This is a genomic window from Leisingera sp. McT4-56, from assembly GCF_020514995.1.
GTDB lineage: Bacteria > Pseudomonadota > Alphaproteobacteria > Rhodobacterales > Rhodobacteraceae > Leisingera > Leisingera aquaemixtae_A.
Genome location: NZ_JAJALF010000002.1, coordinates 91,614 through 111,027, shown reverse-complemented (window position 1 = coordinate 111,027; position 19,414 = coordinate 91,614). Strand labels below are relative to the sequence as shown.

The 19,414-nt window shown below is 64.2% G+C and carries 21 protein-coding genes; 12 read left to right on the top strand and 9 right to left on the bottom strand.

The features are described 5' to 3' along the window. Positions 1 to 126: 126 nt before the first annotated feature. The gene (locus LHL23_RS03990; protein WP_222479310.1) at positions 127 to 258 is read right to left on the bottom strand and encodes an entericidin; all 132 of its coding nucleotides are present in this window, start codon (positions 256 to 258) and stop codon (positions 127 to 129) included. Between the two features lie 10 nt (positions 259 to 268). Further along, a complete protein-coding gene (locus tag LHL23_RS03985; protein WP_222479312.1) occupies positions 269 to 757 on the bottom strand; it encodes a hypothetical protein in 489 nt (162 codons plus the stop codon). Between the two features lie 239 nt (positions 758 to 996). Here LHL23_RS03985 and LHL23_RS03980 point away from each other — a divergent pair, with 239 nt between their 5' ends. Beyond that, complete coding sequence (locus LHL23_RS03980) at positions 997 to 1,554, top strand: exopolysaccharide biosynthesis protein (protein WP_226428882.1); 558 nt, start codon at positions 997 to 999, stop codon at positions 1,552 to 1,554. Between the two features lie 187 nt (positions 1,555 to 1,741). On the opposite strand, the gene LHL23_RS03975 is transcribed toward LHL23_RS03980, so the two are convergent. Both LHL23_RS03975 and LHL23_RS03970 read right to left on the bottom strand, forming a co-directional pair. Next, the gene (locus LHL23_RS03975; RefSeq protein WP_226428881.1) at positions 1,742 to 2,326 is read right to left on the bottom strand and encodes a PRC-barrel domain-containing protein; all 585 of its coding nucleotides are present in this window, start codon (positions 2,324 to 2,326) and stop codon (positions 1,742 to 1,744) included. A gap of 176 nt (positions 2,327 to 2,502) precedes the next feature. Next, a complete protein-coding gene (locus LHL23_RS03970) occupies positions 2,503 to 3,768 on the bottom strand; it encodes a calcium-binding protein (protein WP_226428880.1) in 1,266 nt (421 codons plus the stop codon). A gap of 330 nt (positions 3,769 to 4,098) precedes the next feature. Here LHL23_RS03970 and ccoG point away from each other — a divergent pair, with 330 nt between their 5' ends. The 4 genes from ccoG to ccoS are packed head-to-tail and all read left to right on the top strand — an operon-like array spanning position 4,099 to position 8,368. Next, positions 4,099 to 5,529: a cytochrome c oxidase accessory protein CcoG gene (gene ccoG, locus LHL23_RS03965; RefSeq protein WP_226428879.1), complete on the top strand. Its 1,431-nt coding sequence runs from the start codon at positions 4,099 to 4,101 to the stop codon at positions 5,527 to 5,529. A 2-nt stretch (positions 5,530 to 5,531) separates the two neighbouring features. After that, positions 5,532 to 5,996, top strand: a complete 465-nt coding sequence (locus LHL23_RS03960; protein WP_222479322.1) for a FixH family protein — start codon at positions 5,532 to 5,534, stop codon at positions 5,994 to 5,996. Positions 5,997 to 6,001: 5 nt separating this feature from the next. Beyond that, on the top strand, positions 6,002 to 8,179 hold the full coding sequence (locus LHL23_RS03955) for a heavy metal translocating P-type ATPase (RefSeq protein WP_226428878.1): 2,178 nt from the start codon (positions 6,002 to 6,004) through the stop codon (positions 8,177 to 8,179). 30 nt (positions 8,180 to 8,209) lie between these two features. Continuing rightward, a complete protein-coding gene (gene ccoS / locus LHL23_RS03950) occupies positions 8,210 to 8,368 on the top strand; it encodes a cbb3-type cytochrome oxidase assembly protein CcoS (RefSeq protein WP_222479326.1) in 159 nt (52 codons plus the stop codon). A gap of 148 nt (positions 8,369 to 8,516) precedes the next feature. Here the strand turns inward: ccoS and LHL23_RS03945 are convergent, their stop codons facing one another. The 3 genes from LHL23_RS03945 to LHL23_RS03935 all read right to left on the bottom strand — a co-directional run bounded on the left by LHL23_RS03945 (position 8,517) and on the right by LHL23_RS03935 (position 11,520). Then, on the bottom strand, positions 8,517 to 10,154 hold the full coding sequence (locus LHL23_RS03945) for a D-alanyl-D-alanine carboxypeptidase family protein (RefSeq protein WP_413229463.1): 1,638 nt from the start codon (positions 10,152 to 10,154) through the stop codon (positions 8,517 to 8,519). Positions 10,155 to 10,414: 260 nt separating this feature from the next. Continuing rightward, the gene (locus LHL23_RS03940) at positions 10,415 to 10,741 is read right to left on the bottom strand and encodes a hypothetical protein (RefSeq protein ID WP_226428877.1); all 327 of its coding nucleotides are present in this window, start codon (positions 10,739 to 10,741) and stop codon (positions 10,415 to 10,417) included. A 65-nt stretch (positions 10,742 to 10,806) separates the two neighbouring features. Further along, positions 10,807 to 11,520 carry an HAD family hydrolase gene (locus tag LHL23_RS03935; protein ID WP_222479332.1) on the bottom strand — a complete coding sequence of 238 codons (714 nt, stop codon included), beginning with the start codon at positions 11,518 to 11,520 and terminating at the stop codon, positions 10,807 to 10,809. Between the two features lie 106 nt (positions 11,521 to 11,626). On the opposite strand from LHL23_RS03935, the gene clpS reads away from it, so the two are divergent. The 5 genes from clpS (at position 11,627) to LHL23_RS03910 (ending at position 15,747) form a co-directional block, all read left to right on the top strand. Beyond that, complete coding sequence (gene clpS, locus LHL23_RS03930; protein WP_226429038.1) at positions 11,627 to 11,950, top strand: ATP-dependent Clp protease adapter ClpS; 324 nt, start codon at positions 11,627 to 11,629, stop codon at positions 11,948 to 11,950. A 12-nt stretch (positions 11,951 to 11,962) separates the two neighbouring features. Further along, positions 11,963 to 12,952, top strand: a complete 990-nt coding sequence (locus LHL23_RS03925) for a methyltransferase (RefSeq protein WP_226428876.1) — start codon at positions 11,963 to 11,965, stop codon at positions 12,950 to 12,952. 85 nt (positions 12,953 to 13,037) lie between these two features. Further along, positions 13,038 to 13,841 (top strand): SDR family NAD(P)-dependent oxidoreductase, encoded by an 804-nt coding sequence (locus tag LHL23_RS03920; RefSeq protein ID WP_222479336.1) that lies wholly within the window; start codon positions 13,038 to 13,040, stop codon positions 13,839 to 13,841. A gap of 24 nt (positions 13,842 to 13,865) precedes the next feature. Next, positions 13,866 to 14,747, top strand: a complete 882-nt coding sequence (gene hemF, locus LHL23_RS03915) for an oxygen-dependent coproporphyrinogen oxidase (RefSeq protein ID WP_264181145.1) — start codon at positions 13,866 to 13,868, stop codon at positions 14,745 to 14,747. A 178-nt stretch (positions 14,748 to 14,925) separates the two neighbouring features. Next, positions 14,926 to 15,747 (top strand): glycoside hydrolase family 25 protein, encoded by an 822-nt coding sequence (locus LHL23_RS03910; protein ID WP_226428874.1) that lies wholly within the window; start codon positions 14,926 to 14,928, stop codon positions 15,745 to 15,747. Between the two features lie 127 nt (positions 15,748 to 15,874). Here LHL23_RS03910 and hemC read toward each other — a convergent pair whose 3' ends face one another. Continuing rightward, positions 15,875 to 16,834, bottom strand: coding sequence for a hydroxymethylbilane synthase (gene hemC / locus LHL23_RS03905; protein WP_222479342.1), 960 nt, complete (start codon positions 16,832 to 16,834; stop codon positions 15,875 to 15,877). A 185-nt stretch (positions 16,835 to 17,019) separates the two neighbouring features. Between hemC and hemE the strand changes: the two genes are divergently transcribed. Next, the gene (gene hemE / locus LHL23_RS03900) at positions 17,020 to 18,054 is read left to right on the top strand and encodes a uroporphyrinogen decarboxylase (protein ID WP_226428873.1); all 1,035 of its coding nucleotides are present in this window, start codon (positions 17,020 to 17,022) and stop codon (positions 18,052 to 18,054) included. Positions 18,055 to 18,117: 63 nt separating this feature from the next. Beyond that, positions 18,118 to 18,285 carry a hypothetical protein gene (locus tag LHL23_RS03895; RefSeq protein WP_174146211.1) on the top strand — a complete coding sequence of 56 codons (168 nt, stop codon included), beginning with the start codon at positions 18,118 to 18,120 and terminating at the stop codon, positions 18,283 to 18,285. 2 nt (positions 18,286 to 18,287) lie between these two features. Here LHL23_RS03895 and LHL23_RS03890 read toward each other — a convergent pair whose 3' ends face one another. Then, on the bottom strand, positions 18,288 to 19,373 hold the full coding sequence (locus LHL23_RS03890) for a CaiB/BaiF CoA transferase family protein (RefSeq protein WP_226428872.1): 1,086 nt from the start codon (positions 19,371 to 19,373) through the stop codon (positions 18,288 to 18,290). Positions 19,374 to 19,414: the final 41 nt, after the last annotated feature.

The window sequence follows — 19,414 nt, the reverse complement described above, 5'->3', positions numbered from 1 at the left end:
CGCCCGGGGGCGATGCCGGGGGCAGCCTGGCGATCCGGTCCTGCGTGAAGCTTCCTTGTGCGCAAAAAAACGATGGTCCGGGGCAAGCGGCCGCCGGACCATTCAGAATTCAATTGGCAACGCAGGTTATTGTTGCGCTTCCTGGGATTCTTCGGTGATTTCATTGCCGAGGTTCGACACGTCTCTGCCAAAACCTTCAGCTGTTTCACAGGCGGCCGTCAGGCCGGCCAGGGCCAGAACTGCAAGAAAGATACGCATAGCCGCCTCCTTATTTCAGTTTCGACGCGACATTGCCTGCAAAGGCATCAATGATGGCGTTGTAGAACAGCTCGCTGTCCACGGTCACAAGCGCAGGATCGGTGCCCTGGGGGTAGTACGCATTCACCTGGTCCGCGGAGACGGTGAGGTCGTAGCGCATGTCCTGGGACGCGTCCGGCATGTCGATGTCAACGTCGCCCTTCAGAACCCATTCGCCAACGCCCAGGGCCTGCTCAAAGTTGCTGGCCAGTGCGACGGAGTCGATCTCGACATTGATTTCGGCTGTCTCCGATGCGCCTGCCTCGGCGATCTGGCCGATCAGCTGCTGGGCAAGGGCTGTTTCAAGGTCGGTTTCCAGGCTCGTCCAGACTTTGGCCGCCTGGTAATTTTCAATGGCGCTCAGGTCCGCCGTCACGTCAATTTCGGAAACCATCGGGCCTGCTGCGGCCGCCGTGGCCATGGCCGCGGCAAGAGCGGTGGTGCGGATCAGATGAGTCATTGTTGATGCTCCTTTTCATTGATGTCCCTCGCTGGGATGCACGGTGAGAACGCATGTGCGGGAACAAAGGTTCCTGCGCCGGCGGGAAAATCGGCCTGCCTGCACACTGTCGGCGGAAAACGCCTTGAACGGATAGCGCCGGCGGCGGGAACCTGCCGCCGGGCAGGGGCGTTGGCCCGCCGTAAGCAAGCAGCCGGTCAAGGAACGAAATGGATTCTGCAAAACATCCTGTCGAAAATGTGCTCAAGAATACCAGCGCCATTGCACGCCGCCACCGCACGGCCATAACCGTCGGCAAGATGGCAGAGGAGCTTGGGCAAAACTCGCTTCCGGCTGTGCTCGCCCTTCCGGTGCTGGCAGCGGTTACCCCGCTCAGCGGCATTCCGATGTTCTCTTCCGCTTGCGGTGTCATGATCTGCCTGATCTGCGGGCAGATGCTGCTCGGCCGGACGCACATCTGGCTTCCGCGCTGGCTGGGCCGCCGCAGGATCAGGGCCAGGTCTGTGCGCAAGGCGGCCGCGGTGCTGCGCCGCACCGTGCGCTGGCTCGTCCGGCACTCGCGAAAACGGCTGCCGGTTCTTTTCCGCCCGCCGTTCCTCTCCGCAATCCGCCTGGTCTGCCTGATCTGCGGCACCCTGATGCCGCTGCTGGAAATCGTGCCCATTACCTCGTCGCTGCTGGGCGCCGCCGTCGGCCTGCTGGCTGTTGCCATGCTGACCCGTGACGGGCTGATTGCGCTTTTGACGCTTGGCGGCATTGGCACCGCCGCGGCAGCGCTGTCAGCGGGCCTGATTTAGCGGCCTGCTGCCAATTAATGTTCCAAGCGCCTGAATAGAAGAAGACCGGGTCCCGATCGGGAACCCGGTCTTGCGCCGCTTGGCCGGGATGCCAGTCCGGTACACCGCTGCGAGGCAGGCAGCCGGAAAAGGGCGAGGTGCTCGGGCGGCGGATGCAGGGCTATCAAGCCCCCGGAAATCCGGCGCATCAGTTGGGCAGATAATCCGGCAGCGCCTCCAGCTGTTCGCGGGTCAGATGGGTGACGATCCGCAGGTCGCCGTTCACTTGCATGATCTGGATGTCGCCCATGGTCAGCTCGACCGGTTTTTCACCGATGCCCAGGAAGCCGCCCACGTCAATGATCACGGCTTCGACACCTCCATTGGTGTTCACGATAATCTGCGAAAGCTCTCCGATATGGTCGTCTTTGGCGTCATAGGCCGGAGCACCTGTCAGGGCTTCTGCCGTCACCTCGTTCATGTCCAGCGGCGCCATCGCGGGCGCGTCGGCGTCCGGAAGAATTGCCGTAAGGCCGCCCTCAGAGGCGGTGCCGGCGCTCAGCGGGCTTTTTCCGGTTTCCGCAGGCTGATCAGCGGCTTCGGTGGCCGGCTGCAGCGGAGTGCTTTCTGCCTTTGCTTCGCCCATGGTGCCAGCGCCGGCGGATGCATCCGCTGCAGGGGTTTCAAGCTGAACCCCTGCCTCTGCGCTGCCAGACCCCTCTGTTTCCGAGCCCGCGATGGCCGGCACCGCGGCGGCAACGATCAGCGAAGTCGAGAGCATGAGGTGTTTCATAGGATGATCTCCTGCAATTTTTTCAGCGTGCCCGAGGCACAGCCAATCAACCCGCCGCGGCAGTGAAAGTTCCTGTTCAGCTGATAATTTTGCAGAGCCTGCCGGCGGGGGAATAGCGGTCTCCTGCCCCTGCAGCGCAGTGAATTGCCTGGTATGCTCCTGCCGGTGCGGGGCGCTCAGAACAGGAAGTCGTTCCTGCTGAGGTCATCAATGCTAACCCCAGCCAGTGTGATCACCATCCCGGCGCCGTCATCAATGACGGCGTTGCCGTCAATTTCCGAGATGTGATTGTCCATCAGATCGCGATAGCCTTCGATTCTCGAGACCCTGGAGAGGTCGATTTTCTCGCCCCGCGTGCCGACGCTGAAATCTGTGATGACGTCGCTGCCGCTGTCTCCATCAGAGCCAAAGAGGTCATCGCCGGTTTCGAAGAATTCGAAAATGTCCGCGCCGCCGCCGCCGGTCAGCGTGTCGTTTCCGGTGTTTCCCGTCAGAGTGTCAGCGCCGCTGCCGCCAAACAGCTGGTCGTCTCCATCTTCCCCGTAAACAAGGTCGTTGCCGCGGCCGCCATGCACCCAGTCGTTACCTGATAAGCCGGAGAGCAAATCTTGATCCGCGCCGCCATAGAGCGTGTCCTCACCATCGCCGCCACCGATATTGTCCGATCCCTTGCCTCCACGGATCAGGTTGTTGCCGGAATATCCGTTCAATGCATCGTCGCCGGTGCCCCCGTGCAGGGTATCATCGCCGAAAAAGCCTATGAGCCAATCATTACCGCTGCCGCCATAGATCAGATCGGATTGGAAAGACCCATTGACAGTGTCGTCGCCTGCCCTCAGACGGATCGCCCCCAGGGTCTGGCTGGCGACGTCCAGGCTTACAAAATCATTCGCAGATGACCCGAAAATCGAGAAGCCGTTGAAGTCCAGCACCTCAATGCCGATTTCGAAACGCCCTATCAGCCGGATGTCCTCTTCCAGCCGGATTGTGTCGTTTCCCGCCCCGCCGTGGACTTCGGAACTGTAGGCTGCGGTCAAGGAGGCAACCCGGCCGGACAGAAGGATCAAATCATCGCCGTCGCCCCCGAGGACTATCTGCGGGGAAGAGGTGTCGTGGCCTGAATGACCTGCGATGATCGTGTCATTGCCAGCGCCGCCTTCGAACAAGCCGCCTTGGCCTGAGCTGTCCAGAAGATCATTACCGGCACCGCCGGAGAGGAAATTCTCCTGACCTGCGCCTGCGATAAGAGTGTCGTTACCCTCACTGCCGATCAGCGTGTCGCTGCCGCCGCCGCCGGTGATATGATCGTCCCCGCTGCCACCGGACAGAGAGTCGTCTCCGCCGGTTCCGGTGAGCACCAGCCCGTTAGCGCCTTCGGACGCTGCGTTCTGCAATCTGGCTGCTATGAGATATTGAGCCAGCGGTCCATTTGAATTGGGCATTGGAAAATCCTTGAATCTGTTCGGCGGTTTGAAAATTGGCTCCGCGTGGCGCTTAATAGAGGCTCTGAAACTGTTGTTAGTCTATTCATGTTTGTGTTCAGAGTGTGTCCGGGCTTGCCCCGTTTTGCGTCCGGACCAGAGGAAGCGCCGTTCTGCGGCAACTTGCCTCTGGCGGGACTGGCAGCGCAGGCATAGGTGGCGGTTTGCCCCTCGCGGTGCGGAATCGGCCTCAAAACATGATTGTGTGATGCGCTTTTTGATCCACGTCAAAGTTCCGGCACTTTGCATCTGTGACAAGGGCGCGAGACAGCCACAAGACGGAGAGAGTCCGTGAGCGATTCCAACCCGGCCCCCAGCCTGTACGCCGCCAGAGAGCCGATCTTTCCGCGGCGCGTGTCCGGCCCCTTCCGGAACCTGAAATGGTACATCATGGCGGTGACGCTGGGGATCTACTACCTGACCCCGTGGATCCGCTGGGACCGCGGGCCGTCGCTGCCGGATCAGGCGGTGCTGCTGGATCTGGCGAACCGCCGGTTCTACTTCTTCTGGATCGAGATCTGGCCGCACGAGTTCTATTTCGTGGCGGGTCTCCTCATCATGGCAGGGCTTGGGCTGTTCCTGTTCACATCGGCGCTGGGCCGGGTCTGGTGCGGCTATGCCTGCCCGCAGACGGTCTGGACCGACCTGTTCATCCTGGTGGAACGCTGGATCGAGGGGGACCGAAATGCCCGCCTGCGCCTGCACCGGCAGAAAAAGATGGATTTCCGCAAGGCCCGCCTGCGGGTCACCAAGTGGACCGCATGGTTCCTGATCGGCCTCGCCACCGGCGGCGCCTGGGTGTTCTATTTCGCGGATGCGCCGACGCTGGCCTATGATCTGGTGACGCTGAACGCGCATCCGATCGCCTATTCCACCATGTTGGTGCTGACCGCGACCACCTTCCTGTTCGGCGGTTTCGCGCGCGAGCAAATCTGCATCTACGCCTGCCCCTGGCCGCGCATCCAGGCTGCGATGATGGACGAGGACACGCTGACCGTCGGATACCGCGATTGGCGGGGCGAGCCGCGCGGCAAGCTGAAGAAGGGCCAGGTGGCGGAAGGGCAGGGCGACTGCATCGACTGCATGGCCTGCGTCAACGTCTGCCCGATGGGGATCGACATCCGCGACGGCCAGCAAATGGAATGCATCACCTGCGCGCTTTGCATTGATGCCTGCGACGACGTCATGGCCAAGATCGGTAAACCGCGCGGCCTGATCGACTATATGGCGCTGTCGGACGAAACGCTGGAGCGCACCGGCCAGCCGCCCAAGAACGTCTGGAAGCACATCCTGCGCCCGCGCACCATCATGTACACCAGCCTGTGGTCGCTGGTCGGGCTGGGTCTGCTGTTCGCCCTGTTCATCCGCTCCGACATTGAGCTGACGGTGGCGCCGGAGCGCAACCCGACCTACGTCACTCTTTCGGACGGTTCCATCCGCAACACCTACGACGTGCGCCTGCGCAACAAGCATGGCGAGGACCGGGTGTTCAAGCTGTCGATCAAGGGCGATCCGACCCTGCGCCTGCAGCTTGAGGGGACCATATACCACGCGGTCAATGTGCCTGCCGACACTGCGCTGCTGCAACGGGTCTACATCGTGACGCCCAAGGGGTCCGGCCCCGCGCAAACCGGGTCCACCCCGGTTCGCATCTGGGTCGAGGATCTGATAAACGGGGAACGTGCCCACAAGGACACCAGCTTTAACGGCAAGGGGAACTGAGCATGGCCAAGCGCGAACGGGAATTTACCGGCAAGCACGCACTGATGCTGTTCGGCGGCGCCTTTGCGGTGATTATCGGGGTGAACATCATCCTGGCGGTCAACGCGGTGAAAACCTTTCCGGGGCTGGAGGTGAAGAACTCCTACGTCGCAAGCCAGGAGTTCGATCAGCGCCGTTCTGCGCAGGAGGCGCTGGGCTGGTCGGTCTATGCCTCCTCGCAAGGCGATCAGGTCAAGCTTGAGATCACCGATGCCGATGGCAACCCGGTGGAGGTCGCCAAGCTGAGCGCGACGCTCGGCCGGGCGACCCATGTGCAGGACGACCAGCAGCCGGAGTTCACCTTTGACGGCCGCGCCTATGTGGCGCCAGCCGACCTGGGGCCGGGCAACTGGAACATCCGCATGGTGGCGCGGGCCAAGAGCGGCACCGAATTCACCCAGCGGGTGATCCTCCATGTGAAGGGCTGACCGCCATGACCGCGCAGCTCCGTCCTTCGCTTGCCGCTTGTCCCGCCTGCGTCGCGGCCCCGCCCGACAGTTCTGATCACGCGCCGGCCGAGGCACGGCTGGCCCTGTCCTTGCCGGGCATCCACTGCCAGGCTTGCATTTCGGCGGTGGAGCGGGCGCTGAATGCCCATCCCGGCATCCATTCGGCGCGGGTGAACCTGACGCTCAAGCGGGCGCTGATCGAGGCAGAGCCAGAACTGCGCGCGGCGGATCTGATCCCGCTGCTGGAAAGCATCGGCTACGAGGCGCACGAACTGGATCTGGCAGCCCTGGCGGCAACCCAGAACGACAAGATGGGCCGGGACCTGCTGATGCGCCTGGCGGTGGCCTTCTTTGCCTCGATGAACGTGATGCTGCTGTCCATTTCAGTCTGGTCCGGGGCCTCGGATGCAACCCGCGACATGTTCCACTGGATCTCCGCCGCCATCACCTTTCCGGCAATCGTCTTCTCGGCGCAGCCGTTTTTCGCCAATGCCTGGACGGCGCTGCGCGTCAAGCGCCTCAACATGGATGTGCCGATCGTGCTGGCCCTGGTTCTGGCGCTGGCAACGTCGCTGTGGGAGACCTTCCTGTCGGGTGAGCACGCCTACTTCGATGCGGCGCTGACGCTGACGTTTTTCCTGCTGGCAGGCCGCTACCTAGATTACCGGACCCGCGCCGCGGCGCGCTCGGCGGCGGAGGAGCTGGCCGCGCTGGAGGTGCCCCGTGCAATCCGGCTTCTGGACGGCGATGAATACGAGGTGCCGGTTGCCGATCTGGCAATCGGCGACCTGATCCTGGTGCGGCCCGGCGGGCGGATGCCGGTGGATGGCGAAATCGTTGCGGGCCAGTCGGAACTCGACCGCTCGCTGCTGACTGGGGAAACGCTGCCGGTCTTTGCGGAACCGGGCCTGGCGGTTTCCGCCGGCGAGGTGAACCTCACCGGCCCGCTGACCATTCGCGCGACGGCAGTGGGCGAGGATACCTCTCTGCATCGCATGACCGACCTGGTCGCGATCGCGGAATCGGGCCGCTCCCGCTACACCTCCCTGGCCGACAGCGCAGCAAAACTCTATGCGCCAGGCGTGCATATCCTGTCGGCGCTCGCCTTTGCCGGCTGGTATCTTTACACCTTCGACATCCGCACCGCGCTGAACATCGCCGCCGCGGTGCTGATCATCACCTGCCCCTGTGCGCTGGGCCTCGCGGTGCCTGCCGTGACCACCGCCGCCTCGGGCCGGCTATTCAAGAAGGGCATGCTGATCAAACACGCCACCGCGCTGGAGCGGCTGGCGGAAGTGGACACCGTGGTGTTCGACAAGACCGGCACGCTGACCGCCGGCACGCCGCAGGTCACCAATCTGGGCGATCATGCCCGGGCAGACCTGGAGATCGCCCTGGCGCTGGCCGAAGGCTCTTCGCATCCGCTGTCAGTGGCGCTGACCCGCGCCGCGCGGGAGGCCGGGATCAGGCCCGCTGGCGTTCAGGACATCACAGAGGTGCCGGGCTACGGTGCCGAAGGCCTGTTCCGCGGCCGAACTGTGCGGCTGGGCCGCGCGGCGTGGGTCGGGGCTGAGCAGGGCAGCCAGACGGCGGCCTGGCTGGACAGCGGGGCAGGAGCGGCAAAACCGTTCCTGTTCACCGACGCCCTGCGCCCCGGCGCCGCCGAGGCCGTGCAGGCGCTAAAGCAGACTGGCAAGGAAGTCCTGCTGATTTCCGGCGACACCACCGGCGCGGTGGAGGATCTGGCGCAGCGTCTGGGGATCACCAAATGGGTGGCCGAGGCGCTGCCTGCCGATAAATCCGCCCGGGTGCAGATGCTTGCCGATCAAGGCAAGAAGGTTCTGATGGTGGGCGACGGCCTCAATGACACCGCGGCGCTGGCTGCGGCACATGTGTCGGTATCGCCCGCCTCGGCGCTGGATGCGGCGCGGGTTGCGTCCGACATCGTGCTCTTGGGCCAGGACCTCAGCCCGATTGCCGAGGCCTGCGGCGTGGCGCAGAAAGCCACCCGCCGCATCCGCGAGAACTTCCGCATTGCCACCCTTTACAATGTGGTTGCGGTGCCGCTGGCGATTGCGGGGCTGGCCACGCCCTTGATTGCAGCGCTGGCGATGTCTACCTCTTCCATTACTGTTTCCCTCAATGCGCTGCGGCTGCGCTAAGCCCCCGCTGACAATACCGGTACCGAAACCATGAGTGTCCTTGCCTATCTGATCCCGATTTCTCTGATCCTCGGCACGGTGGGTCTTGCGGCGTTCTTCTACACGGTGCGCAGCAACCAGTATGATGATCCCGAAGGCGACTCCCGCCGCATTCTCAGCGATGAATGGGACGACAAGCCCAAACCCTGAGCGCTGCCCGGAAATGGCTTCCTGCCTCTTCGGATGCGCTGGCGGACGCTGGAAACTCCGTATCTGCACAGCGGTCTGGTGCCAGAGGGCCGGAATGAAAAAGGCGCCTCATGGGCGCCTTTTCTGCTGACTGTCCAGGGCTCTCCGGTCAGGACGGGCCGATCGGATTGCAGGTCACGTTGCGGGCGTTCAGGCGGCGGCAGGCCAGTTCCGCCTGCTCCTGGCTCATGCCCAGGAAATTGGCCTCGAAGCCGCGGCGGGTCTTTGCGACCTTGCGCAGGGTTCCGTCCAGCGTTTCCAGCTCGGACAAAGCGGTACGCAGCAGCACTTTCTCGGCCTGGTAGCGGCTGGTGTAGAGCCCGACGTTGACGCCCCAGTACCGGCCGCCGGAGGTGGACAGACGGGTCACGACCACCGGCTCCGGCTCCGGTGAGGCTGCTGCCAGGCTGGCCGGGCGGGCAACCGGACGCAATCCGGTGAACGGCACTTTCTGCACGGCCGCGATGACGGCCGGGGTTGCCGCTTCGGCAGCCGCCGCCTGGGGTTCCGCCTCGGCCTCAGCCAGGGCAACCGCGATGCTGTCGCGCAGCGCATCTTCCTGCACAGCGGCATCTGCGCTGACGGTCTGAACGTTCTCGATCGGCCCTTCCGCAGCACCGGTCTCTGCGGTGTCAGCCGGTGCAGTATCAGCCTTAGCTGCCGGTTGCTCTGCGGGCGGGGTCTGCAGCGCTTCCTCAAGCGCCGCCACCAGCACCGGCGACCCGTTGCTGCCCGGGCGCGTCTTGGGGCGCAGGCTGGTGTTCACCTGGCCGCTTACCCGGATGGTCTTGCCCGCCACTCCGTGCGAGGGCCTGTCGTCCGCATCGGCAACCACCACATTGCCCGCCCCCTGATAAGAAGGACGCTGCGGCTTGCGCAGTGCCGCGCGCGAAGGCGCCCGTCGGAAGCCGAGATCCAGCAGTTCTGCCACTTTGGCGTTGCGCGAGGTGGAGGACTTGCCGCCGAAAACGGTTGCGATGATCCGTTCATTGCCGCGCTTGGCGGAGGCAACCAGGTTGAAGCCGGCCGCACGGGTGTAGCCGGTCTTGATGCCGTCGGCGCCGCGGTAGGCGGCCAGAAGGCGGCGGTTGGTATTGGGAACTTCACGCACGCCGGCATTGGTCGAGCGGCGCGAGAACAGGTTGTAATACTCCGGGTAGTCATACAGCAGATGCCGCCCCAGCGTGGTCATGTCGCTGGCGGTCGACAGATGCCCGCTGGCAGTCAGGCCGTGCGCGTTCTTGAACGTCGTGCGGCTCATCCCCAGCGCCTTGGCGGTGCGGTTCATGCGGCGGGCAAATGCGGCCTCGGACCCCGACAGGGTCTCGCCGATGGCCGTGGCGGCGTCATTGGCGGACTTCACTGCGGCGGCGCGGATCAAGTAGCGGAAGGCGATCTTCTGGCCTGACTTGAGCCCCAGTTTCGACGGCGGCTCGGCAGCGGCGTTGCGGCTGATCCTGACCTTGGTGTCCAGCGTGATTTCGCCGTTCCGGACCGCTTCAAAAGCGATGTAGAGCGTCATCATCTTGGTCAGCGAGGCAGGGTGCAGCCGGGTGTCGGCATTGCGTGAATGCAGCACTTCACCGGTGCGCGCATCGATCACCATGGCCGCGTACGGGGCCGCTGCGGCCCGCTGCGGCTGCAGCGCCATCACCATCGTTGCAAGAAATAGAGCCGCGGCTGCCCATAGGAGCCGGGTACGGGGATACCGGCTGGACGCCGGATTGACCTGCGTGATCACTGCCATGTTTGCCTCGTGCCGCCGGTTTTCCGGCTGACGTTTTTGCCTGTTACTAAAAGCCTAACACAGGGTTGCCAAGGAATAAACAGGGGCAGGATAGGGCAGACAGCCCGATGCGCGTCTGTCTGCCGGCATTTTGTGGGTGAGCGTGGCAACCTCTCTAGATGCGGTAAGTGCTAACAGAAGGTTACTGAAAAAAGTTGCACACCGCGGCTGATCGGCAGCGGAATTTCCGGCCTGCAAACGGCGCAGGGGCTGTTTCGCCGTTAAACCGCGTGGAAATTGGTCACGTAAAACGGCGTGGAATAATTGAGCCCAAGCGAGAATTCGCAGGGCTGGTGCAGCCGTGCCTTGATCCGGGATTCGAGGTCTGCCAGCAGCGCGTTGGAAAACGCCTCGTCCCGGTGCGGCTTGCTCAGCAGGGCAACACTGATTGTGATATGGGTGCGGTGGAAACGGTCCGCCGGATAGGCCCGTCCCTTGCAGGCGCCGGCGCCGCCGTCGTGCTCCAGTATCACCGTTTCGATCTCAGCGAGGATGGCCTCGGCGTCGAGATCCAGATTACTGGAGTATTTCAGTTCGGCGTGCGGCATGTCTCCGGGGCTCCCTTGAAGTTTGTCAAAGGGATAGCGGCACGGGCCCGGCCCGTCCAGCGCGCTTACTCCAGGCTGTCCACCAGCGCCGCCAGCCCGCTCAGATCCGGGATCTCGGTGTAGCGCGGGCTGTGCTCCGGCGCCTCGGCGTGTTCCACCTCCCAGACCAGCCCGTGCGGCACATAGGTGCCCCAGCCGCCGGCCTCGATCACCGGCACCACATCCGACCGCATGGAATTGCCAACCATCATGGCGCGGCTGGCGCCGTCGCCGTGGCGGGCAAAGATGTCGTGGTAGACCTCCGGTGTCTTTTCCGAGACCACTTCGACGCCGTCAAACAGTTCGCCAAGGCCCGACTGCGCCAGCTTGCGCTCCTGGTCCAGCAGATCGCCCTTGGTGATCAGCACCACCTTGTAGCGGTCGGCAACCGCCTCCACCGCCTCCCGCGCATGCGGCAGCAGTTCGATCGGGTAGGACAGCATCATCTGGCCCGCCGTGATCAGCTCCTTGACCACGGCAGCAGGCACGCGCTCGCCCGTGACCTCGATCGCGGTTTCGATCATCGACAAGGTGAAGCCCTTCACCCCGTAGCCGTAGCGCCCCAGATTGCGCTTTTCGGCGTCCAGCAACTGCCGCTCCAGCTGTTCGGGGCCGACATCCGCAGGCGTGTGATCCTGCAGCAATTCGGCAAACCGTTCCTGCGTGACGCGGAAGAACCGTTCGTTGTGCCAGAGGGTATCATCGGCATCAAAGCCGATTGTTGTCAAATTACGTATCAATCTGCGTGTCTCAGTCTCTTTTCCTGAACACCATAGAGGCTATATAAGCCTCACAGGAAATTCCATGCACCACTGGATCAAATTGCTTATGCCGCTGCAGCCCATAATGATGACCGATCATTCAGACGACGACACGGAATCCGGCGTCCTGACCAAGACGCGGCCGAAGACCAAGCGCCCGCCGCGTTACAAGGTGCTGCTGCTGAATGACGACTACACCCCTATGGAATTCGTGGTCATGGTGCTGGAGCGGTTCTTTGGCATGACCCATGCACAGGCGTTTGAGATCATGCTGACGGTGCACAAGAAGGGCGTTGCCGTGGTCGGCGTGTTCAGTCATGAGGTGGCTGAAACCAAGGTCGGCCAGGTGATGGATTTCGCCCGCCGCCACCAGCACCCGCTGCAGTGCACCATGGAAAAAGAAGACTGAAGAGGCTCTTAGATGTCCGTACGCCTGTCCCTGGCCGCCCAATCGGGCGGCTTTGCTGTTCCGTCGGAGGGCCGCATCGCCGTGTTCCATCCGCGCAGCGAGCATGACCTGTCGGCGCTGCCCAAGGAGCAGCTGCTGATCATCCAGCCGTTCCGCCCCGACCACGACCACTTCGCCGCGCAGGGCTATGCCTGCGCCCCGTCGCCGGAGGCGGGGGCGGAGTATGCCGCCGCCGTCGTCTTTCTGCCGCGGGCCAAGGCGCTGGCCCGGATGCTGGTGGCGCAGGCCGCTGCCGCCACCTCGGGCCAGGTGCTGATCGACGGCGCCAAGACCGAAGGCATTGATTCGGTTCTGAAGGACCTGCGCAAGCGCTGCGAGCCTTCTGCCCCGGTCTCCAAGGCGCATGGCAAGATTTTCTGGATCGAGGGCGGCACCGATCTGTCCGATTGGCTGCCCGAAGGGCCGCAGCAGGTCGAAGGCTTCATCACCGCACCCGGGGTGTTCTCGGCCGATGGCATCGACCCCGCTTCCCGCATGCTGGCCGCTGCGCTGCCGCAGAAGCTGGGCCGCTGCGTGGCCGACCTGGGCGGCGGCTGGGGCTATCTCTCGGCCCAGGTGCTGAAGCGCGAGGGTGTCGAGGAACTGCATTTGGTTGAGGCGGATCATGCCGCGCTGGCCTGCGCCCGTCTGAATGCAGCGGACCCGCGGTCGCAGTTTCACTGGGCTGATGCCCGCAGCTGGAAGGCGCCGGGCCCGGTCAGCACCGTGGTGATGAACCCGCCGTTCCACACCGGACGCGCGGCGGAACCGTCGCTGGGGCAGGCCTTTATCGCCGCGGCGGCGTCCATGCTGGCGGCCAACGGCAGCCTGTGGATGGTGGCCAACCGGCATCTGCCCTATGAGACCGCGCTGGCGGAACGCTTTGCCCAGGTGCGCGAAGAGGGCGGCGACAACCGCTTCAAGATCCTGCACGCGGCCAAGCCGAAACGCGGGCGCAAGTAACCGCGCGCAGGGCGCAATGGCGGTTTCCAAACCGGCCGGCGCGGTCTAACGTGCGGTCCAGATTGCCTTAGGGGAGTACCCTTTCATGTCCTTTTCCATTTCCGGAAAGACCGCCATCGTGACCGGCGCCGCCAGCGGCATCGGCCTGGCGATCGGCAAACAGTTCGCCGATGCCGGCGCCAACGTGATGTTTGCGGATCAGTTTGAGGCACAGCTGGTCGATGAACTGGGGGAACAGGCCGACGACGGCAACATCCGCTATTTCGCCGGCGACCTGCGCGAGCGGCTGACCATTGCCAACCTGCTGTCAGCCACCATCGACGCTTTTGATGACATCGACATCCTGGTCAACGGCGCCCGGCAGGTGGTGGCCACCAATGCGCTGGATCCGCAGGACGAGACGCTGGACCAGCTCTTGAACCAAAGCCTGCTGCCGACAGTGCGCCTGTCCCAGCAGGTTGCCAAGCGGATGATCAAGCAGGGCGAAGAGCGCGAGGACGACGGCCCCCTTGGCAGCATCATCAATCTTTCGTCGATTGCGGCCCGCCGCACTCATCCGGACCTGATGGCCTATTCCGTGGCCTCCGCCGCGCTGGATCAGGCCACCCGCTCGCTGGCGGTGGCGCTGGCGCCGCACCGGATCCGGGTGAACTCCATCGCTTTCGGCTCGGTGATGAGCGCCTCCATGCAGGCAACGCTGAAGGAAAACCGCAGCTTCCGCCATGATATCGAGGCGCATACCCCGCTGGGCCGGGTGGCCTCGCCCACCGAACTGACCGAAACCGCACAATACCTGGCCTCCGACGCCGCCGGTTTCATGACCGGGCAGGTGGTGACGCTGGACGGCGGCCGCACCCTGCTGGACCCGGTGTCCGCGCCGATGCACTGATTGGAAAGACCTGTGACTGCTGAAATGAAAGAAGAAAAGGCCCGGGCGGCTGCCTGGTTCCGGGAATTGCGCGACCAGATCGTTGCGGCCTTTGAGGCGCTGGAGGACAGCCACAGCGAAGGCCCGTTTGCGGACATGGACCCGGGCCGGTTCGAAGTGACTGAAACCAAACGCACCTCGGAGGACGGCTCCGATGCGGGCGGCGGGCTGATGAGCGTGATGCGCGGCGGCCGGGTTTTCGAGAAGGTCGGCGTCAACATTTCCGAGGTCTACGGCACCCTGGGCGAACGCGCGCAAGCCGCGATGGCGGCGCGCAAGGGCATTCCGGGGATGAAGGACGACCCTAGGTTCTGGGCCTCCGGCATTTCGCTGGTCGCCCATATGCGCAACCCGCATGTGCCCGCCGTGCACATGAACACCCGCATGTTCTGGACCCCGCACGCCTGGTGGTTCGGCGGCGGCTCGGATCTCAATCCCTGCATCGAATACGCAGAGGATACCGCGCATTTCCACGGGCAGCAGAAACAGCACCTGGACCCGCACGGGGAAGACCAGTACCCGCGGCTCAAGGAATGGGCGGACGAGTATTTCTACATCCCCCACCGCAAGCGCGCCCGCGGGGTAGGCGGCATCTTCATGGATGACCAGAACTCCGGCGACTGGGCCGCGGATTTTGCGCTGACCCAGGACATCGGCCGCGCCTTCCTGCCGGCCTTTGTGCCGCTGGTCGAAAAGCGCCGGGTGCAGGAATACTCCGAGGCCGACAAGGACGCCCAGCTGATCCACCGCGGCCTCTATGCGGAATACAACCTGGTCTACGACCGCGGCACCAAGTTCGGGCTGGAAACCGGCCACGATGCCAACGCCGTGCTGATGAGCCTGCCGCCGCTCGCCAAATGGGTCTGAACCCGCCAAAGCCCTAGCATTGCAAACGCGCCGCCCCGCAGCGGCGCGTTTTTTCTTGCGGCGGATTTATGCTGATTTCTTTGCGGCGGCCGCGACTTTGGGCCAGCCTGCGCTAAAGTGAATGTGAACAGGCAAAGAAAAGAGCGGTTTTCACGAAGCGAGGCAGGGAGCACATCACATGCGCAGACTGGTTCTTGGGGCATTGGCATTGGCACTGGCATTGGCAGCAGGATGCGGCAGGCCGCCTGAAAAGGCCACCAGCGCGCCGGGAGTGACCCGCACAGAGCCCGCCAATGCGCGGCTGGCCGGGCTCTCCACCTATCCCCGCTTCGGCGACCGCGACCCGCATGACTGGGAGGGGCGCAAGCCCTGGTCCTACCCGGTCCACGGCATCGACGTCTCGCGCTACCAGGGCGAGATCGACTGGCACAAGGTGCGCCGCTCCGGTGTGTCATTCGCCTATATCAAGGCGACCGAAGGCGGCGACCATACCGACGCCAAATTCCGCGACAACTGGCGCGGCGCCCGCGCGGCGGGGCTGAAGCACGGCGCCTACCACTATTACTATTTCTGCCGCCCCGCGGCAGAACAGGCGCGCTGGTTCATCCGTCATGTGCCGAAAGACCCCAGCGCGCTGCCGCCGGTGCTCGATATGGAATGGAACCACCGCTCCCGCACCTGCCGCACGCGGCCTGACGGTGCAACGGTGCGGGCCGAGGCGCGCAAGTTCCTCGACATCCTAGAACGCCACTACGGCAAGCGCCCGGTGGTCTACACGACAGTGGATTTCTACCGCGACACCGGTATCGGGCGGCTCAGCGGCACCGAGTTCTGGCTGCGCTCCGTGGCGGGCCACCCGCAGAAGGTCTATCCGGGCCGAAGCTGGAGCTTCTGGCAGTATTCCGGCACCGGCCAGGTGCCGGGGGTGGCTGGCGACGTGGACCTCAACACCTTCCGCGGCAGCCCGGAGAGCTGGCTGAGGTGGTCCGGGCAGATCTAGCGCAGGCAGGGGGCTTTGCCCCCTCGCGCCCTTTGGCGCTCACCCCCAGGATATTTTCAGCCAGATGAAGAGCGGGTCCTCCATTCATCTGGCCCCAGGTATCCCGGAGCGCGAGGCAGAGCCTCGCTCAGGCTCTCCAGTCAAAGAAGCCCTTACCGGCTTTCTCCAGGAGCTTGGCCGCCATCTCGCGGCCGAGTTCGGCGCCGTCTTCAACTGCGCAGCTCTGGTCATCGCTGATCGACTCTGAGCCATCCGGGCGCAGCACCTCGCCGCGCAGCCGCAGGGTGGTGCCGTCCAGTTCCGCAAGGCCGGCAATCGGCGTCTCGCAGGAGCCGTCGAGCGCGGCGAGGAACGCCCGCTCCGCTGCCAGCCGCTGGCCGGTCTCGCGGTCATGGATCGCCGCCAGCATTTCCGCGGCGCGGCTGTCATCCGCGCGCCGTTCGATACCGATCGCACCTTGCGCCACCGCGGGCAGCATGTCGCTGGTCCCGATCGCGGTGGCGGGCACATCGTCCATCGCCAGCCGGTTCAGGCCGGCCATCGCCAGGAAGGTGCATTCCGCCACGCCCTCGGACAGTTTGCGCAGCCGGGTCTGCACGTTGCCGCGGAATTCCACCACATTCAGATCGGGGCGGCGGTTCAAGAGCTGCGCCCGGCGGCGCAGCGACGAGGTGCCGACCACCGCGCCCTCGGTCAGATCGTGCAGCGATTTCAGCGATGGAGAGATGAAGGCATCGCGCACATCCTCGCGCGGCAGATAGGTATCGAGCAGCAGCCCTGCGGGCTGCGCAACCGGCATGTCCTTCATCGAATGCACGGCGATGTCGATGGCGCCCGACAGCAGGTCCTCTTCGATCTCCTTGGTGAACAGCCCCTTGCCGCCCAGTTCCTTCAGCGGCTTGTCCGCCGCGATCAGGGCCTGGTTGTCGCCGGTGGTCTTGATCACCACGATCTCGAACGCCTCTTGCGGCAGGCCAAAGGCTGCGGCGAGGCGCGCACGGGTCTCATATGCCTGTGCCAGCGCCAGCGGCGATCCGCGGGTGCCGATTTTCAGGGGCGAAGCGGGGGAGGGCAGGGTCAGTGTCATGGAGAAAGCCATAAATCAGTTTGCGTCCCGGTGGAAACCGGTTTTTGTGCATGTCCCACAAGCAATGCGCTGGGGCTTTGACATAGAACAAAGCGCAGCGGGCTTGGGCGCGGCAGATCGCTCCTGCTCTTGACATTCCGCCCTTCAGGCGTGACCTCAAGGGGCGAATGATAGCGAGGATGACCATGGCCGGACAAAAGAAGCTGCTGCGCGCATTGGCGGGTGAGAAACAGGATGTGCCGCCGATCTGGATGATGCGCCAGGCGGGCCGTTACCTGCCGGAATACCGTGCAACGCGGGCCGAGGCCGGGGATTTCCTGTCGCTGTGCTACAACTCCGACCTGGCCGCCGAGGTGACGCTGCAGCCGATCCGCCGCTACGGTTTTGATGCCGCGATCCTGTTTGCCGACATCCTGCTGGTGCCGCAGGCGCTGGGTGCCGACCTGTGGTTTGTGACCGGCGAAGGCCCGCGGCTGTCGACCATCACAACTGAGGCGGATTTTGCCAAGCTGGGCCCGGCGAGCGACATCCACGATACACTGAATCCGATCTATGAAACTGTCCGCATCCTGTCGCGTGAGCTGCCGTCCGAGACCACGCTGATCGGTTTCGCCGGCGCGCCCTGGACCGTCGCAACCTATATGATCGCGGGCCGCGGCACCCCGGATCAGGGGCCGGCCCACCGCTTGCGCGAGGAAAACACGGCCCTGTTCGAGGCGCTGCTGGCGCGGATCACCGAGGCGACCATTGACTACCTCTCCAAGCAGATCGAGGCTGGCGCCGAAGTGGTGAAGATCTTTGACAGCTGGGCCGGCTCGCTGAAGGGCGAAGCGTTCCAGAAATACGCGCTGGAGCCCTGCCGCCAGATCACCGCGGCACTGAAGGAGCGCCACCCGGGCATCCCCGTCATCGGCTTCCCGCGCGAGGCGGGCGAGAAATACGTCGGCTTTGCCAAAGCGACCGGCGTGGACTGCGTGGCGCTGGACAACTCTGTTGATCCGGTCTGGGCGGCTGCCAATGTGCAGGTCGACGGCTGCGTGCAGGGCAACCTGGCCTCCCGCCACATGGTGACTGGCGGGCAGGAGCTGGTGGACGAGACCCGCCGCATCGTCGAGGCGTTCAGAAACGGCCCGCATATCTTCAACCTCGGCCACGGCATCACGCCGGATGCCAACCCGGACAATGTGCAGCTGATGATCGACACCGTTCGAAACGGCTGATCTTGTGTTATCCATGAAGATGCGGCAGTAGCCGCATCTTCGGATACATCCAGAGGTCTCACGATGGACTACAGCAGAATGGGCGGCGCCCGCATGGGCAGCAACAAGCCCCGTCATTCGGAACATAATGCCAAGGGCACCAAGAAGAACCCTTTTGGCAAGCAGTCGGACAAGACCGAACTGCTCAAGCGGATGAAAGCCGCGGCTGAAAAGGCCAAGAAAGAAGACTGACCTTACTTCTGGGCCAGTTCTGCCAGGATTTCCTCCGTGTGCTGGCCGCGCCGGGGGATCTCCGGCGGCGTCCATTCCGGCTGGCCTGAAAACCGCGGGGCCGGGGCGGCCTGCAGCGCGCCCTCCGTCTCCACCCAGGCGCCGCGCGCATTCATCGGATGCGCCATTGCCTCCTCCGGGTTCAGCACCGGGGCTACACAGGCATCTGATCCCTCGAACAGCGCCGCCCAATGATCGCGTGGCTGGCTGGCAAAGATCCCGGCAAGGCGGCCAGTCAGGGCAGGCCAAAGCCCTTTGCCGAACTGCTGCTGAAACTCAGGATCCTCCGACAGCCCCAGTTTCTCCAGAAACTGCGCATAGAACTTCGGCTCCAGGCATTGGACCGAGACATAGCCGCCGTCTGCGCAGGCATAGGTGCGGCACCAATGCGGCCCGTCAAGCAGGTTTGCTCCACGTGCAACGCCAAAGTTTCCAGCCTGGCGGATGCTCATCAAGAGGTTCATCATGTGGGCCGACCCGTCATAGATCGCGGCATCGACCACGCAGCCCTCGCCGGTGGCCCCGGCCTTCAGGATGCCCGCCAGCATCCCGGCCACCAGATACATCGCTCCGCCGCCGATATCGCCGACCAGCGTGGCGGGCGTCAGCGGCGCGTCGCCGGGGGCGGAGGCGTACCACAGCGCTCCCGACAGCGAGATGTAATTGAGGTCATGCCCCGCCGCATGGGCCAGCGGGCTGTCCTGTCCCCAGCCGGTCATCCGGCCATAGACCAGGCCTGGGTTCACCGCATGGCACTCTGCCGGCCCCAGCCCCAGCCGCTCCATCACACCGGGACGGAAACCCTCGATCAGCCCATGTGTGGTTTCGGCAAGTTTCAGGAAAGTGTCGGCACCGGCGGGGTCCTTGAGGTCCAGGGTGATCGACCGCTTGCCGCGGTCCAGAAGCGAGTTTTCCGGCATCCCCGGTGTACGCCCGGTGTACGGCCGGTGCACGCAGATCACCTCCGCCCCGAGGTCGGCCAGGGTCATCCCGGCAAAGGGGCCGGGGCCCAGGCCTTCGACTTCCAGAATGCGGATCCCCTGCAGCATTTGGCGCTCCTCTATGCGGTGTCCGGTTCGGCACAGTCTGC

Bases quoted from the DNA above. Each gene is read 5' to 3' on its own strand.
- LHL23_RS03920 (WP_222479336.1), top strand. From the start codon at position 13,038: ATGTCCTTTTCCATTTCCGGAAAGACCGCCATCGTGACCGGCGCCGCC.
- LHL23_RS03990 (WP_222479310.1), bottom strand. From the start codon at position 258: ATGCGTATCTTTCTTGCAGTTCTGGCCCTGGCCGGCCTGACGGCCGCC.
- LHL23_RS03970 (WP_226428880.1), bottom strand. From the start codon at position 3,768: ATGCCCAATTCAAATGGACCGCTGGCTCAATATCTCATAGCAGCCAGA.
- ccoS (WP_222479326.1), top strand. From the start codon at position 8,210: ATGAGTGTCCTTGCCTATCTGATCCCGATTTCTCTGATCCTCGGCACG.
- LHL23_RS03925 (WP_226428876.1), top strand. From the start codon at position 11,963: ATGTCCGTACGCCTGTCCCTGGCCGCCCAATCGGGCGGCTTTGCTGTT.
- LHL23_RS03945 (WP_413229463.1), bottom strand. From the start codon at position 10,154: ATGGCAGTGATCACGCAGGTCAATCCGGCGTCCAGCCGGTATCCCCGT.
- LHL23_RS03985 (WP_222479312.1), bottom strand. From the start codon at position 757: ATGACTCATCTGATCCGCACCACCGCTCTTGCCGCGGCCATGGCCACG.
- LHL23_RS03975 (WP_226428881.1), bottom strand. From the start codon at position 2,326: ATGAAACACCTCATGCTCTCGACTTCGCTGATCGTTGCCGCCGCGGTG.
- clpS (WP_226429038.1), top strand. From the start codon at position 11,627: ATGATGACCGATCATTCAGACGACGACACGGAATCCGGCGTCCTGACC.
- LHL23_RS03895 (WP_174146211.1), top strand. From the start codon at position 18,118: ATGGACTACAGCAGAATGGGCGGCGCCCGCATGGGCAGCAACAAGCCC.
- hemF (WP_264181145.1), top strand. From the start codon at position 13,866: ATGAAAGAAGAAAAGGCCCGGGCGGCTGCCTGGTTCCGGGAATTGCGC.
- LHL23_RS03890 (WP_226428872.1), bottom strand. From the start codon at position 19,373: ATGCTGCAGGGGATCCGCATTCTGGAAGTCGAAGGCCTGGGCCCCGGC.
- LHL23_RS03955 (WP_226428878.1), top strand. From the start codon at position 6,002: ATGACCGCGCAGCTCCGTCCTTCGCTTGCCGCTTGTCCCGCCTGCGTC.
- hemE (WP_226428873.1), top strand. From the start codon at position 17,020: ATGGCCGGACAAAAGAAGCTGCTGCGCGCATTGGCGGGTGAGAAACAG.
- hemC (WP_222479342.1), bottom strand. From the start codon at position 16,834: ATGACACTGACCCTGCCCTCCCCCGCTTCGCCCCTGAAAATCGGCACC.
- LHL23_RS03940 (WP_226428877.1), bottom strand. From the start codon at position 10,741: ATGCCGCACGCCGAACTGAAATACTCCAGTAATCTGGATCTCGACGCC.
- LHL23_RS03960 (WP_222479322.1), top strand. From the start codon at position 5,532: ATGGCCAAGCGCGAACGGGAATTTACCGGCAAGCACGCACTGATGCTG.
- LHL23_RS03910 (WP_226428874.1), top strand. From the start codon at position 14,926: ATGCGCAGACTGGTTCTTGGGGCATTGGCATTGGCACTGGCATTGGCA.